The organism is Micromonospora sp. NPDC051924 (genome assembly GCF_055586005.1).
The window spans coordinates 17,477-31,524 of sequence record NZ_JBVJJA010000030.1 but is presented as its reverse complement, the minus strand read 5'-3'; the positions used below and the strand labels follow the sequence as shown (position 1 = coordinate 31,524).

General features: G+C 71.3%; 15 protein-coding genes. 6 read left to right on the top strand and 9 right to left on the bottom strand.

Annotation, left to right across the window (positions count from 1 at the left end):
- Positions 1-110: 110 nt before the first annotated feature.
- From ACZ6S5_RS22875 to ACZ6S5_RS22860, 4 genes are all read right to left on the bottom strand, one after another.
- Positions 111-1,643 carry an LPXTG cell wall anchor domain-containing protein gene (locus ACZ6S5_RS22875; RefSeq protein ID WP_466003482.1) on the bottom strand — a complete coding sequence of 511 codons (1,533 nt, stop codon included), beginning with the start codon at positions 1,641-1,643 and terminating at the stop codon, positions 111-113.
- Positions 1,644-1,914: 271 nt separating this feature from the next.
- On the bottom strand, positions 1,915-2,652 hold the full coding sequence (locus ACZ6S5_RS22870; protein WP_466003480.1) for a phosphotransferase family protein: 738 nt from the start codon (positions 2,650-2,652) through the stop codon (positions 1,915-1,917).
- A 254-nt stretch (positions 2,653-2,906) separates the two neighbouring features.
- Positions 2,907-4,715 (bottom strand): gamma-glutamyltransferase, encoded by a 1,809-nt coding sequence (gene ggt, locus ACZ6S5_RS22865; RefSeq protein WP_466003478.1) that lies wholly within the window; start codon positions 4,713-4,715, stop codon positions 2,907-2,909.
- Positions 4,716-4,846: 131 nt separating this feature from the next.
- Positions 4,847-5,668, bottom strand: a complete 822-nt coding sequence (locus tag ACZ6S5_RS22860; protein WP_466003477.1) for an alpha/beta fold hydrolase — start codon at positions 5,666-5,668, stop codon at positions 4,847-4,849.
- A gap of 131 nt (positions 5,669-5,799) precedes the next feature.
- Here ACZ6S5_RS22860 and ACZ6S5_RS22855 point away from each other — a divergent pair, with 131 nt between their 5' ends.
- Positions 5,800-6,777 carry a sigma-70 family RNA polymerase sigma factor gene (locus tag ACZ6S5_RS22855; RefSeq protein ID WP_466003476.1) on the top strand — a complete coding sequence of 326 codons (978 nt, stop codon included), beginning with the start codon at positions 5,800-5,802 and terminating at the stop codon, positions 6,775-6,777.
- On the opposite strand, the gene ACZ6S5_RS22850 is transcribed toward ACZ6S5_RS22855, so the two are convergent.
- The gene (locus ACZ6S5_RS22850; RefSeq protein WP_466003475.1) at positions 6,691-7,083 is read right to left on the bottom strand and encodes an STAS domain-containing protein; all 393 of its coding nucleotides are present in this window, start codon (positions 7,081-7,083) and stop codon (positions 6,691-6,693) included. The two genes, ACZ6S5_RS22855 and ACZ6S5_RS22850, sit on opposite strands and share 87 nt — an antisense overlap.
- A 130-nt stretch (positions 7,084-7,213) precedes the next feature.
- Between ACZ6S5_RS22850 and ACZ6S5_RS22845 the strand changes: the two genes are divergently transcribed.
- From ACZ6S5_RS22845 to ACZ6S5_RS22835, 3 genes are read left to right on the top strand one after another with little or no spacing between them, the layout of a single operon-like run.
- Positions 7,214-7,609, top strand: coding sequence for an ArsR/SmtB family transcription factor (locus ACZ6S5_RS22845; protein WP_466003473.1), 396 nt, complete (start codon positions 7,214-7,216; stop codon positions 7,607-7,609).
- Complete coding sequence (locus ACZ6S5_RS22840; RefSeq protein ID WP_466003472.1) at positions 7,542-8,024, top strand: SRPBCC family protein; 483 nt, start codon at positions 7,542-7,544, stop codon at positions 8,022-8,024. The genes ACZ6S5_RS22845 and ACZ6S5_RS22840 overlap by 68 nt, the downstream gene beginning before the upstream one ends.
- The gene (locus tag ACZ6S5_RS22835; protein ID WP_466003471.1) at positions 8,011-8,583 is read left to right on the top strand and encodes a TIGR03086 family metal-binding protein; all 573 of its coding nucleotides are present in this window, start codon (positions 8,011-8,013) and stop codon (positions 8,581-8,583) included. Before ACZ6S5_RS22840 ends, ACZ6S5_RS22835 begins: the two co-directional genes overlap by 14 nt.
- Here ACZ6S5_RS22835 and ACZ6S5_RS22830 read toward each other — a convergent pair.
- Together ACZ6S5_RS22830 and ACZ6S5_RS22825 are read right to left on the bottom strand one after the other, a co-directional pair.
- Positions 8,549-9,196, bottom strand: a complete 648-nt coding sequence (locus ACZ6S5_RS22830; RefSeq protein WP_466003469.1) for a GNAT family N-acetyltransferase — start codon at positions 9,194-9,196, stop codon at positions 8,549-8,551. The two genes, ACZ6S5_RS22835 and ACZ6S5_RS22830, sit on opposite strands and share 35 nt — an antisense overlap.
- A gap of 91 nt (positions 9,197-9,287) precedes the next feature.
- Entirely contained in the window at positions 9,288-10,184 is an 897-nt protein-coding gene (locus tag ACZ6S5_RS22825; protein WP_466003468.1) for a GNAT family N-acetyltransferase, read from the bottom strand.
- A 47-nt stretch (positions 10,185-10,231) separates the two neighbouring features.
- On the opposite strand from ACZ6S5_RS22825, the gene cpt reads away from it, so the two are divergent.
- Positions 10,232-10,765, top strand: coding sequence for a chloramphenicol phosphotransferase CPT (cpt, locus tag ACZ6S5_RS22820; RefSeq protein WP_466003467.1), 534 nt, complete (start codon positions 10,232-10,234; stop codon positions 10,763-10,765).
- 12 nt (positions 10,766-10,777) lie between these two features.
- On the opposite strand, the gene ACZ6S5_RS22815 is transcribed toward cpt, so the two are convergent.
- Both ACZ6S5_RS22815 and ACZ6S5_RS22810 read right to left on the bottom strand, forming a co-directional pair.
- Positions 10,778-11,944 carry a mandelate racemase/muconate lactonizing enzyme family protein gene (locus tag ACZ6S5_RS22815; RefSeq protein ID WP_466003465.1) on the bottom strand — a complete coding sequence of 389 codons (1,167 nt, stop codon included), beginning with the start codon at positions 11,942-11,944 and terminating at the stop codon, positions 10,778-10,780.
- A complete protein-coding gene (locus ACZ6S5_RS22810; protein ID WP_466003464.1) occupies positions 11,941-12,972 on the bottom strand; it encodes a LacI family DNA-binding transcriptional regulator in 1,032 nt (343 codons plus the stop codon). The genes ACZ6S5_RS22815 and ACZ6S5_RS22810 overlap by 4 nt, the downstream gene beginning before the upstream one ends.
- A gap of 194 nt (positions 12,973-13,166) precedes the next feature.
- Here ACZ6S5_RS22810 and ACZ6S5_RS22805 point away from each other — a divergent pair, with 194 nt between their 5' ends.
- Entirely contained in the window at positions 13,167-14,045 is an 879-nt protein-coding gene (locus ACZ6S5_RS22805) for an ABC transporter permease (RefSeq protein ID WP_466003463.1), read from the top strand.
- Positions 14,046-14,048 lie beyond the last annotated feature (3 nt).

Sequence of the window (14,048 nt, the reverse complement as noted above, 5' to 3'; positions counted from 1 at the left end):
CTCCTGACGTGCGGGCAGGGTAAACAGCTCTTCACGGTTGAGGGTCCGCTTTCCTTCCGAGGTCAGCTCGGCCTGCTCGCCTCTACCGACGGCGGGGCCCCGGGGGCGGATCAGGCGACGAAGCGGGTCTTACGGCGGCGGGCGACCAGGTAGCCCGCGGCGCCGGCGACGAGCAGCAGCCCGCCGACGGCGGCGATCAGGCCGGTCGAGGCACCGGTGATCGGCAGCGTCGGGCCGTCGTCCCCGCCGCCCTGACCGCCGTCTCCGCCCCCGTTGCCGGCCGGGTTGATAATGATCTTCGCCGAGTTGTTCTGCGCGTTCGGGTCACCGTCCAGCTTCACGACAAAGGTGCCGGTGGCGGCCGCCACCACCTCGTCGATGCGCAGCGCGAACACGTACGGATGCTCACCGCCTACCGCGATCTCACTGGCGAGGCAGGCGTACTCCTTGGCACCCGGCTCGGCCCACGCGGCGTTCGCCGGGTCCCACTCCTCGCCCGGCACGTACGGCACACAGTCCCCGGATGCCTCGACGGCGGTGGTGCCCTTCGGGATGGTGATCCGGACCGGCAGCTTCTCGATCTGGATTTCGAGCGCAGCGGGACCGTGGTTGGTGAAGCTCGGCCGTACGGTGACCACGTCGCCCTTCTTGCCGCTGGCGGTGGCGCCGTTGGCCGCGAGATCTGCCGGGTTGTCGCCGGTCACGTTGATCGTCGCCAGGGTGAAGTTGTTCATCCGGTCCACGTCGGTCTGCTGGGCCTTCGCCGTCCCGCCGGTCTGTTCGAGCAGGCGCAGTTCGCCACCGTGACCCGGCTCGAGGCCGGGAATCGGCCATTCCCGGTAGATCAGCAGCCAGTCGTCCTTGGTCCACCAGTCGAGGGTGACCGGGAGCTCGGCGCCGGTGCGGGCCTGATCGGTCAGCTTGAGCGGGAGGTCCTCGGAGAGCTGGTAGGACTTGTTCGCCTCCAGCTGTGTGTCGAAGGTGCAGACGGCGTTGAGGCCGCTGAGTGACGCGCAGTTGGAGTAATCGCCGACGTACTTGACGAGCCAGCTGGCCTGCAGCATGAGGATCGTTCCGTTGACGGTGGTCGTACTGCCGTTGCGGACTACGCCGGGCAGGTCCACCCGGCTGCGCGGGGCGCCGCTGACCTCGGCCGTCTCGTCGCTCACCAGGTCGACACCCTCGGCGATCGTGATGCGGGCCGTCGCGCTGGCGGAGATGCCCCCGGACGTGATCGTGACCGTGAAATCAGCCTGCTGCCCGGGGGTCGCGTCGTCCTTGCCGGTGAGCGTGTAGTTGAACCGGGGGTACTGGCCCTTCGGGATGTCGATCTCGCAGTGCAGCTTGCTCGACGACGCCTCGCAGGCCCAGCCGTCGGGCATCGGCTCGACGGTGGCGACACCCTTGACCTTGGACAGATCGATGTCGAGCGTGGTCCTGCCGAATTGCCACTGATCCTCGTCGTCCCTGGTGGGAGCCGCCATGATCCATCCGTGGGTCGAGTGACCGGGGGCGACGAGCTGGTTCGGCGCCTCAACGATGAAGGGAGGGGTGTCGGCGGCCGCGGGGATGGGGGAGGCCGCGACGAGCACGCCTGCGACGCTCAGTCCGGTGAGCCAACGCCGGATGGAGTGCTTGAGCATGTGGGTCCTCCCGTGAGCGCGCCTGGGGGTGGCCAACGGATAGTAAGGAGTCGTTGAAACTTGCCGCTGCCCCTGCTTGCCTCGGCCGGTCGATTCCGACCGAACGGCTGACCCGGATCCGCTCCTGGATCTGGCGGGACGCCGTGAACGCCTTGCAGACCCGGTCTGAGGCGGCGGAATTGATCATCTGCGTTGCCGCGCTTCTAGTGACTAGCAGATGACCAGTTTGACGCGCCACAACAGCACTCGTGGCCGTCGGGCTCGTTCAGCCTCACATCCTGGCCCTCAGCACGTCGAACTCGCAGCCTGGCGAGGATGGGTCGAAGCCGTGCTCGACCAGCCAGCGGGCCGCCACCAGGCTTCGCCACGACCACCATCCGCGGATCACGTCGAGATCGACGTCGGTGCCGTAGCCGGCGATGACGTCGTCAAGGTGCTCCTCGTGTCCGAGCGTCAAAGTGGCGAGGTCGTACAGGGCATCGCCCTGGGCGGCCTCGGACCAGTCGATCACGCCGGTGATCTCGTCATCGTCGACGAACACGTGGGTGATCTGCAGGTCGCCGTGCATGAACACCGGAGTCCACGGCCGCAGCGCAGCCTCGGCAACCTGGCGGTTGCGCGTGACCAGGTCGGTGGGAAGAACGCCGTTCGTGACGAGCCACTCGCACTCACCGTCGAGGCGCGATGCCAACTCGTCGAGGCTGCGACCGGGCCATCGCGGCAGCGGCGCTTCGTGCAGCATCCGTACGGCGGCACCCGCCGCGGCCCACGCCGCCGGCGACGCGGGCGACGGCTCGCCGAGGCAGCCCAGTGCCACCCCTGGGAGGGCGGCGAGCGCGAGCACGGGCGGCTTGCGCCACAGGACCTCCGGAGTCGGGATCGGCGCCATAGCCATCGCCTTGACCTCGACGTCGATGCGCGTCTGATCAGCGTCGATCTTCAGGAACACGTCGCCGACGCGCAGGGTCGCGCGCTCGTTATGGGCGACGACGACCTCGACCTCATCCACGTCGGCCAGTATCGCGGGACGATCACCGACGTCTCCACGGGTTTATCGCGTGTGACCATCGGGAGACCAGCCGGGAGTTGCGTGAGCGAGTGGTTCAGAAGGTCGACCTTGGCACCGTCGTGTTTCGCTCGATCACGGTCGGGCCGGCGGCCGAGGGCGGACGTCGAAGTCGAAGATCTCGGTGGCGGCTTCGCCAGCCACCCGTCGTGGAACCGAACGCGGGTGCCGGAGCGTTCCGGCACCCGCGTTCGGGCTCAGGACGCGGGACCCGACCAGCGGCCGACCACGGCCGCCGCGCCGCCGCCCCGGCGTACCGGCTCGGCCGCGGCGAGCAGCCGGCCGTCCGCCAGGAACTCGATACCGGTGGCCGCGCCGATCTCCGCGGTCGGCGAGAACGTGTGACCCGGTGGCAGGCCGGCGGCGTACCCGGTGATGAAGGCCGGCTCCGCCTGCGTGCTGGCGCCGTTGCGCTGCGACGCCCGCGGCGCCGCCAGCGCCTCCGGCAGGGTCATCCCCAGGTCGATCCGGTTGATCAGCGTCTGCAGGACGGTGGTGATGATCGTCGCGCCGCCGGGCGAGCCGAGCGCCAGGTACGGCCGGCCGTCGGCCAGCACGATCGTCGGCGACATGGAGCTGCGGGGGCGTTTGCCGGGCCCGGGGAGGTTCGGGTCGGGCGCGGCGCCCTGGGTGGGCGCGAAGTTGAAGTCGGTCAGCTCGTTGTTGAGCAGGAACCCCCGTCCGGGTACGACCATGCCGTTGCCGCCGGTCGCCTCGATGGTGAGCGTGTACTCCACGACGTTGCCCCACCGGTCGGCCACGGTCAGGTTGGTGGTGCCGGTGCGGTCGTCGCGGACATCGGCGACCGGCGCCGCCGCGCAGCCGCTGTAGGCGCCGTCGGGGACGCCCGGCGCGACGGGCTTGGGCAGCGCCGCCGCCGGGTCGATCAGGCACGCCCGCTCCTTGGCGTACGCGTCGCTGAGCAGTTCGCGCAGCAGGCTCGGCGGGGTGTCGTCGCCGACGTACCGGTTGCGGTCGGCGAACGCGAGGGCGCTGGCTTCCAGGTAGCGGTGCATCGCCTGGGTCGCGGTCATCGACCGCAGGTCGAACCGCTCGAGGATGTTGAGGGCCTCGCCCACCGCGGTGCCGCCGCTGGACGGGGTGGCCATGCCGTAGACCTGCAGGCCGCGGTAGTCCGACCGGGTCGGCTCGGGGCTGCGGGTGCGGTAGGCGGCGAGGTCGGCGGCGGTCATCCCGGCCGGCCGGATCGGGTATGGCCACGAGCCGACCGGCTGCGCCGCCACCGGCGGGTGCTGCACGGTGGCGACCACGTCCCGGCCGACGTCGCCGCGGTAGAAGACGTCGGTGCCCTGCTTCGCGATCAGCCGGTAGGTCTGCGCGAGGTCCGGGTTGCGGAAGGTGCTGCCGACCGCCGGCGGCTGGCCGCCGGGCAGGTACAGCGCGCTGGTCGAGCCGAACTGGCCGAACGCGGCCTGGTTCCCGGCGATCTGGCCGGCGAAGGTCCCGTCGACGGTGAAGCCGTCCTCGGCGACGCGCGCGGCGGGGGTGAGCAGCTGCGCCAGCGACCGGCTGCCCCAGCGGTCCAGCGCGTCCCGCCAGGTCAGGAGCGTGCCGGGGACGCCGGCCGACAGGCCGCTGATCCGCGCCTCGTCGAACCGGTACGGCTGCCCGGTTGCCGGGTCGATGAAGGTGTTCTCGGTCATCGAGGCCGGTCCGGCCTCGCGGCCGTCGATGGTGTGCACCCGCCGGTTGTTGGCGTCGTAGTAGACGAAGAAGCCACCGCCGCCGATGCCGGCGGAGAAGGGTTCGGTGACGCCGAGCGTCGCGGCCGCGGCGACCGCCGCGTCGACCGCGTTGCCGCCGCCACGCAGCACGTCCAGGCCCACCGCCGTGGCGGTGGCGTCGACGGTGGAGACGGCTCCCCCGTAGCCGACGGCCACCGGTTCCTTCGGTGGGTCGGCCGGCTTCGCCTGTGCGGGAAACGCGGTCCCGGCCACGAGCGTGGCCAGGGCGATGGTCGCGGTGACGAGGGTGCGAGATCTCATCGAGCCTCCTCGAATCGACATTGCTGAACCTTGTGCCTACTCCCCCGTCCGGGAGCGGGCAACCCCGCGAGCTGGCCGAGCAGCGCCCGCCGCCCCGACGGCCCCGGGCCGCCGGGCGGCGCGACGACAGCTCAGCCCTGCTGGTCGAGGAAGGCGAGCGTGGCCGCGGCGAACAGCGGGGAGTCGGCGATGTCGTAGTGCGTCACCCCGGGCAGGATGGCCAGCGCGTGGCCGCCCTTCGGCCGGCTCTCGCCCATCCAGCCACCGTCGCGCAGGCCGCCGTCGAGCAGCTTGAACACCTCGACGAAGTGGCTGGGGGGCGCCATGTCGGCGTCGGCGGCCATGATCAGGGTCGGCACCTGCAGGCCGCGGACCTCCTCGGTGTAGTCGAAGTCCTTCGCCATCGCCGCACCGATCTTGTCGAGCAGCCGCGGGAAGTCCTCGGGCCGCGGGGCGACCCGCTGGTAGAGCTCGTACATCGGGGTGTCCTTCATGAACTCGGCGGCTGCCGCGCCGACCTGGCCCTGCTGCTGCAGCATCTCGGGGTAGATGGCGTCGCGGCGGATGTTCGCCGATGCCGAGACCAGGCGGCCCACCAGGTGCGGGTGTCGGATCGCGACCTGCAGCGCGACCCCGCCGCCGAGGGAATAGCCGACCACGTCCGGCTTGCGCAGCTCGAGGTGGTCGATGAGGGCGGCGATGTCGTCGGCCATCAGCGTGACATCGAGGGGCCGGTCGATGTCGGCGGTGCGGCCGTGACCCTGCAGGTCGACCACGATGACCTGGTGGTGGTCGGCCAGCGCGGGCAGGATCGGCGCGAACATCTCCCCCGAGCACAGGCCGCCGTGCAGCAGGACCATCGGGTGTCCCGCCCCGTGGGTCTCGTAGTAGAGGTTGATGCCGTTGACCTCGGCGTACTGCCCGGTGCCGGCGTGCTGCTGGGTCGCGGTCATGATGCGCTCCTCGCGTCGTCTCGTCGACTTGACGCCCGTTCTGACCAGCCGACCCCTGCCAACTCATCGCTGCCGGCGCGGCGAATTTCGCGAGGTCCCCCGGCTGCGCAGCCTCGGCTACCGTGGTCCGGGTGAGTGAGGTGGCGACCAGCGCATCCGTCGAGTCGCAGCTGGAGGCGTACCGGTCCGAGCTGACCGGCTACTGCTACCGGATGCTGGGGTCGGTCTTCGAGGCCGAGGACGCGGTGCAGGAGACCTTCGTGCGGGCCTGGCGCGGCTTCGACCGGTTCGAGGGGCGGTCCGCGCTGCGGTCCTGGCTGTACCGGATCGCGACCAACGTGTGCCTGACCATGCTCGGCAGCGCCCAACGGCGCATCCTGCCGATGGATCTCGGCCCGGCCGGCTCCGGGCGCGCCACCGACCCGGGTGAGCCGCGCCCCGACGAGATCTGGGTGGGTCCGGCCCCGGAAAGCCGGGTCCTGCCGGAGAACAGCGACCCGGCCGAGGTGGTCGCCGCCCGCGAATCGGTGCGGCTGGCGTTCGTCTCCGCGCTGCAGCACCTGCCACCGCGGCAGCGGGCCGTGCTGATCCTGCGCGAGGTGCTGGCCTGGTCGGCCCAGGAGGTGGCCGAGCTGCTCGACACCTCAGTGGCCAGCGTCAACAGCGCCTTGCAGCGGGCCCGCGCCACGCTCGCGGCCGCCGACACCACCGCCGACGTGTACAAGCCGATGGACGACGAGCAGAAGGCGCTGCTCGCGCGGTACGTGCGGGCGTTCGAGGCGTACGACCTGGCGGCGCTCACCACGCTGCTGCACGAGGACGTGACGCTGTCGATGCCGCCGGTGCCGCTGTGGCTGCGCGGCCCCGACGATATCCGGGCCTGGATGGCGGGCACCGGCAGCGGTTGCCGCGGTTCCCGCCTGGTGCCGGCGGTGGCCAACGGCATGCCGGCGTTCGGGCAGTACCGGCCCAGCCTTACCGGCGCGGGGCACGACCCGTGGGCCCTGATCGTGCTGGGTCTGTCAGCCGGGCGGGTCGCCGCGATCACCAGCTTCCTCGACACCCCCCGCCTCTTCCCGCTGTTCGGGCTGCCGGCCCGCCTCGCATAACGCGTCGGTCAGGCCGAGCAGGCCGACCAGCCGCAGCAGGCCGGGGCCGGCTCCCCGGACGACGAGCTGCCAGCCGTGCCGCTGGGCGGTCAACCGCAGCCGGGCCAGCGCCTCGACCGTCACCACGTCGGGCGACGTCACGGCGGCCACGTCGCAGTGGACGATCCCCGGGCCACGGCCGCGCAGCAGGCCGGCGAGGTCGGCGCAGAGGACGGGGATGTCCGCGCGGGCCACCGCCGCGCCGACCGCGAAGGAGATCCCGGGAGCCGCCACCTGGATAGGACCGGCGGCTGGCGCGGAACTCATCGCACCCAGCGCCGATGAGTCCGCTCCGGCCGAGCACCGCCTCAGGCAGCGCTTTCAACCAAACGGTTGACGAGCGGCCCAGCCGGGGCCTACGCTGCTTTCAACCATCGGGTTGAAACGGGGGTGACAGATGACCACGGACGCGCTGTCCCGAGTCTTCGCCGCCCTCGCGGATCCGACCCGGCGCGACATGGTCGCCCGGCTCGCCGAGGGCGACGCGACCGTGAGCCGGCTGGCCGAGCCGTACGGGATCACGCTCCAGGCCGTCTACAAGCACCTGCGGGTGCTCGAGGACGCCGGGCTCGTCAGCCGACCGCGCGGACCGCAGCCCCGGCCGGTACGCCTGGAGCTTGAGGCCCTGGACCTGATGGACACCTGGATCGAGCGCCACCGGGACCGCGTCGAGCAGCGCTACCGCCGCCTTGACGCCGTCCTGGCCGAGATGAAGGGAAACGAGCATGGACAAGATCACAGAGACAGTCATCGAAGCCGACCCGACGCTGCCGGTCATCCGGATGACTCGTGACTTCGCGGCAACGCCCGAGCAACTGTTCCGGGCCCACACCGATCCCGAGTTGTTCGCCCGATGGGTCGGCCCCGACACCATGGCCACCAGGATCGAGCGCTGGGACCCGTCCACCGGCGGCAGTTGGCGGTACGTCTCGATGCGCGACGGCGAGGAGTACGCGTTCCACGGCTGCTTCCACGACGTGCGGCCGGACCGGATCGTGCAGACCTTCACCTTCGACGGCCAGCCCGACGGGGTCGCACTGGAGACGCTGTGGTTCGAAGACCTGGGCGACGGCCGTACTCGGCTGCGGGCCCAGTCGCTGGTCGACAGCTTCGAAAGCCGCGACGCGTGGCTGCGCAGCGGCATGGAGGTCGGTGTCGACGAGGGCTACGCGAAGCTGGACAGGATGCTCGCCGATGGCGCTGTCTGACCGCCCCGCCGAGCGACACCGGCAGGTTACCGGGCTGTTCACCGACCGGGTCCGCGCCACCCGACCGTGGGACGCGCCAGCCCCGGTCGCCGGCTGGACCGCCCGGGACGTCGTGCGGCACCTGACCGAATGGTGCCCCGGTTTTCTCGCCTCCGGCGCCGGCATCGCACTGCCCCACGGACCGTCGGTGGACGAAGACCCGGTCGCCGCGTGGCAGGTGCACTGCGACGGTGTGCAGGCGGTGCTGGACGATCCGGAGACGGCGCACCGGGAATTCACCAACCCGCACCTCGGCAGCCTGCCGCTGGAGGCCGCGATCGACCGGTTCTACACCAGCGACGTGTTCATGCACACCTGGGATCTGGCCAGGGCCACCGGCCAGGACGACCGGTTGGACACCGACTTCTGCGCTCAACTCCTCGGTGGGATGGAGCAGATGGAGGAGGTCATCCGCTCCTCCGGCCAGTTCGGCAGCCGGGTCGAGGTACCCGACGGTGCGGATGCCCAGACCAGACTGCTGGGTTTCATCGGCCGGGATCCGTTCTGGTCGCACCGCTGATCCGCCCGCCGGTCGACGCAGCCTGGGATTGCTGCATGAGCTGTTCGAGGCGCAGGCGGACGGCGGGCCATTCGGTCTCGATGATGCTGTAGTACACCGAGTCGCGCCATGAGCCGTCTGGCATCAGCATGTGCCGCCGCAGCACGCCTTCGCGGACCGCGCCCAGGCGTTGCAGTGCTCGCTGGGAGGTGATGTTCAGATGGTGCGTGCGGAACTGGACTCGAGCCGTCCCCAACTGTTCGAAGGCGTGGCGCAGGAGCAGGAACTTGCATTCGGTGTTGACACCGGTGCGCTGCACGCGCGGAGCCAGCCAGGTCCAGCCGATTTCCAGCCCACGGTCTGCGGACGTGAAGTTGTGGTAGCGGGTTTCACCAACAGCGCGTCCGGATGCACGCTCGACGATGGCGAAGGGCACGCACCGGCCAGCCTGCTGCTCGGCCAGAGTGTTCGCGACCATCTGGGCCATCTGGGCGACCGAGTCCGGAGCGGCGACCGGCTTGTACCTCCACAGTGCCGGATCGTGACTGGAGTGGTACAGGTCTGAGGCGTGGAGGTCGGCCAGCGGTTCCAGACGCACCAGGTTCCCGTGCAGTTGGACGGGTTCCACGTCCATCGGGGTCTCCTCTCGCGAAGCGCGATCGTACGTGACGGCGAGGCACCGACGACCTCGGCGCCGTGGCCCGGTCACACGGGAGAAGGCCACGTCAGGGTGCGAGTCGCTTCTCGAACCAGTGGTTGGCGTAGCGTTCGGCGTTGTACGGGGCGATCTCCTGGTAGCCGGCGGCCCGGTACATGGCGATCGCCTCGGTGAGGTTGCGGTTGGTGTCCAGCCGGACGGCGCTCCAGCCGCGCTCGGCGGCGTGCCGCTCGAGGTGGTCCAGCAGCCGCCGCCCGACGCCGAGCCCGCGGACGCTGTCGGCGACCCAGACCCGTTTGACCTCCGCGGGCGCGTCCACGTGGAGCTTGATGGCGCCGCAGCCGACGGGTTCGCCGTTGAGCGTGGCGAGCAGGAACAGGCCGGCGGGTGGGACGAGTTCGTCGTCGCGGACAGGCCTGCTCAGTGCCGGGTCGAACCCGTCGTCGAACCGCTGGGCGATCTCGCGGGCGTAGGCGCGTACGCAGGCGCGGGCGCGGGGGTCCCCCGGTGAGCAGGGTTCGATGAGCACCATCGAGCTGACCAGCAGTCGTTCCACCTCGGCCATCGCCGCGACGAGGCGCTCGCGGCGGTGGTCGCTGAGCGGCGCGAGGATGGACCAGGCGAGGTCGTCGGAGCGCTTGTCCAGCTCGGCCCACTCGGCCCGGCCGGCCTCGGTGAGCATGGCGACGCGTACCCTCCCGTCGCCGCCGGCCTGGTCGGCCGGCCCGACCGTGACCAGCCCGTCGCTCTCCAGGGTGCGCAGCAGGCGGCTGAGGTGCCCGGAGTCGAGGCCGAGCCGGGCCCGCAGCGCGGCGACCTCGGCGCCGTCGGGGCCGATCTCCCAGAGCAGCCGGGCCTGGGCGAGCGGCCGGTCGCGGGACATGTACTGGTCGTCGAGCGCGCCGACCCGCTGGGTGACGGTGCGGTTGAACCGCCGCACGGTGGCGATGAAGTCCGAGCTCATATACCTGACTTTAGTCAGGCTTCCGTGCGGGCCGCTAGGGTGGCGCGGTGACGACTCAGGTGATCGTGCTCAACGGCGGTTCCAGTTCGGGGAAGTCCGGGATCGTGCGGTGCCTGCAGGCGGTCCTGCCGGATCCATGGCTGGCCCTCGGAACAGACACGCTGGTGGACGCGATGCCCGCGTCCATGCAGGCGTCCGACGGCGGGATCGAGTTCGCTCCGGACGGAGAGGTGATCGTCGGGCCGGAGTTCCGAACGCTGGAGGCGGCCTGGATCGAGGGGGTCGCCGCGATGGCCCGTGCGGGTGCCCGGGTCATCGTCGACGAGGTCTTCCTCGGCGGGGCGGACTCACAGCGGCGATGGCAGAAGGCCCTGGCCGGCCTGCGGGTGCTGTGGGTCGGGGTCAGGTGTGACGCCGCGGTCGCCACGGGCCGGGAGGTCGCCCGCGGCGATCGGACCATCGGGATGGCCGCGTCCCAGGCGGAGCTGGTCCACCAGGGCGTGGCCTACGACCTGGAGGTGGACACCGCGCACGCCGAGTCGTTGGAGTGTGCGCGGGTCATCGCCGCACACGTCGAGTGATCGGCGGCCCGGCTACCGGGCGAGGACGTCCACGGCGAGTTCTCGCACCACCGCCTCGTCCACATCCACCCCGAGGCCGGGCCCGGTCGGCACCCGGGCGACACCGTCCTTGACCTCCACGGTCGCCCCGGTGGCGTAGGAGGAGGTGAGGAACTGCCGGCCATTGAGGTCCACGGGCGTATCGATACCGTACGCGGCGAACAGGTGCAGCGAGGCGGCCAGGCCCAGGTCGGAGTCGGTGAGCCCGGAGCCCATCAGCCGCACCCCGGCGTCCTCGGCGAGGGCGCAGAGCCGCCGCGACAGGGTCAGCCCTCCGCTGCGCTGGACCTTGGCGATGGCCACGTCCACCGCGTTGAGCTTCACGAACGTGGCCAGGTCGCTGGGATGGCGCAGGCTCTCGTCGAGCGCGACCGGAATCGGCGAGGTCTCCCGCAGCCGGCGCTGCCCGGCGACGTCGTTGGCCGGTAGCGGCTGCTCGAAGGCGGTGACGTCGAGGTCGGCGAGCCGGCGGGCCATCCGCAGCGCGCCGTCGACCGTGTAGCCCTGGTTGGCATCCACCCACAGCGCGGCGTCGGGGGCGGCCTCGCGGACCGCCCGCACGACGGCGGCGTCCTCGGCCTCGCTGTGCAGGCCGACCTTCACCTTGAACGCCCGGTAGCCGAGGTCGCCGCCCTCGGCGACCGCGTCGGCGACCTCGGCGGCGGTCTGCCCGGAGACGATCCAGCCGAGCTGGATGGTTTCCCGGCGCCGCTGCCCCCACAGCACGCCGACGGGTACGCCGAGCGCCCGGCCGAGCAGGTCGTGCAGGGCGACGTCGACGGCGCCCTTGGCCAGCGGCGAGCCGATGGTGAAGCCGCGGTTGATGGCCCGGTCGAAGGCGGTGGTGACGCCGTCGAGGTCCCAGGCCGGGCGGCCGAGGATGGCCGGGGCGAGGTACCGGTCGATGGTGGTGACGATGGATTCGGCGGTCTCGTAGGTCCAGGCCGGGATGGGGGTGGCCTCGCCCCAGCCGGTGATCCCGCCGGCGGTGACCTTTACCAGGACCCGGATGCTGGGCGTGCCGGCGACGGCGACCGATCCGCCGGACACCCCGAACGACCGCACGGTGGGCAGCGCGACGGCGTACGTGTCGACGGCGTCGATGGTCAGCCCGGACAGGGCGGCGGCGGGCGGGGTCACGAGGTCACCTTCGCGGTGCTGGCCCGGATGACCACCTCGCCGCCGAGCCGGACGATGCGGCGGCGCCGGCCGGTGTTCTCGGTGAGCGCCATCTGCATAGCCTGCTCGCCGAGTTGCTGCAGCGGCAGGGCGACGGTGGTCAGCGGTGGGGTGAGGTCGCGGACGATGGGTATGTCGTCGAAGCCGGCGACGGAGACGTCGTCGGGCACGGACAGGCCGTGGTCGCGCAGCGCGGCGCAGGCGCCGATGGCCATCACGTCGGTCAGCGCGAAGACGCAGGTGGCGGTGAGCCCGCGTTCGAGGAGTTCGGTCATGGCGCGGTAGCCGCCGTCGCGGGTGAAGGGGGCCTCGACGATGTCGGTCGCCGCGAGGGGGACGCCGGCCTTCTTGAGTTCGTCGCGGAACCCGCCGAGCCGGTCGGCGACGGTGGTCAGGGCCGGTGGTCCGGCGAGGACGGCGAAGCGGCGGTGGCCGAGGTCGAGCAGGGCGCGGGCCATGGCGGCGGCGCCGGCCCGGTTCTCCGGGAGCACGCTGTCGACCTTCAGGCTGCGGTGGCGGCTGACGACGGCGACCCGTCCACCGCCTTCCAGATAGGGCTTGAGTTCGGCCTCCATGGCCTTCTCCCAGCGGGGGTCCTCGAAGCCCGAGCCGGTGAGCAGGATGGCGGGGGCGCGTTCGGCGCGCAGCATCGACACGTACGCGATCTCCCGCTCGGGGTCGCGGAAGGTGCTGGCCAGCATGACGAGCAGGTCGTTGTCGCCGGCGACCCGCATGACGCCGCCGGCGACGGCGGCGAAGTAGGGGTCGCTGACGTCGTGGCAGATGACGCCGACGGTGCGGTGGGAGGCACCGGCCAGGGCGCGGGCATGCGCGTTGGGGGTGTACGCGAGCTGCTCGGCGGCGGCCAGGACCCGGTCGCGCAGCTGCGGGGTGACCCGCATGCCGTTGAGCGCGCGGGAGGCGGTGGCCAGCGAGACCTCCGCGGCTTTGGCCACGTCTTCCAGCGTCACGTGGGTCCGTGGCTGCATGAGTTTCCCCCTGCGAAAGTTCTTGACCGGATTATTTCGGCGTGGTTACCGTAGCACCCTGAAAGCGCTTACTGAAAGCGCATTCAGGGCCGCTTCCCCGCCCTCACCGGGGTCGTCCGGCCCTGCCGACGGCACGCGCCTACCCAGCGGCTGAGCACCCGGAATCGCCGGCCAGCCAAGGAGAACGGAGGGTCATGGCCGCGCAGAGCACCATCGAGCACCGGGAGTCGAGCGCTCCCGCCCGCACCCCCGCGCCGGCCACGCGTCGCCGGTCCGGCGCCGGCGCCGGCCTGCTCCGGTTCGCCCGCAGCACCTGGCGTCCCGCCGCGGTCCTCGCGGCGATCTTCGTCGTGTGGTGGGCGGTCACCGCGGCTGACCTGGTCAAGCCGTATCTGGTTCCCTCACCGGGCACGACGCTGGACGTCGTGACCGCCCAGACCGGCTACTTCGCGCACCACACCTGGATCACCACCTACGAGACCATCCTGGGCTTCGCGATCGCGATCGTGGTCGGCGTCGTCTCCGCCGTCGTTATGGTGTACTCCCCGACGGTCGAGAAGAGCCTCTACCCGCTGCTGCTGTTCGCCCAGGTCATCCCGAAGATCGCCATCGCGCCGCTGTTCATCGTGTGGCTCGGCTTCGGGCTCACCCCGAAGGTCGTCGTCGCGGTCCTGATGGCCTTCTTCCCGATCGTCATCTCCACGGTCACCGGCCTGAAGTCGATCGACCCGGAGATGCTGCAACTGTCGGCGACCATGGGCGCGGGCCCGGGGAAGACGTTCACCAAGATCCGCTTCCCGGCTGCCCTGCCGCACCTGTTCGCCGGTCTCAAGGTCGCCGCCACGATGGCCGTCACCGGCGCCGTGGTCGGCGAGTTCGTCGGCGCCAACGAGGGCCTCGGCTACGTGATCCTGCAGGCCAACGGCAACCTCGACACCCCGACGCTGTTCGCCGGGCTGCTCATCATGTCGCTGCTCGGCGTCGTCCTGTTCGTGGCCGTGGAGCTGCTGGAGTACTTCGTCCTTCCATGGCACGCGAGTCGCCGTACCGACGCCGCCACGACGTCGCTCTGAATA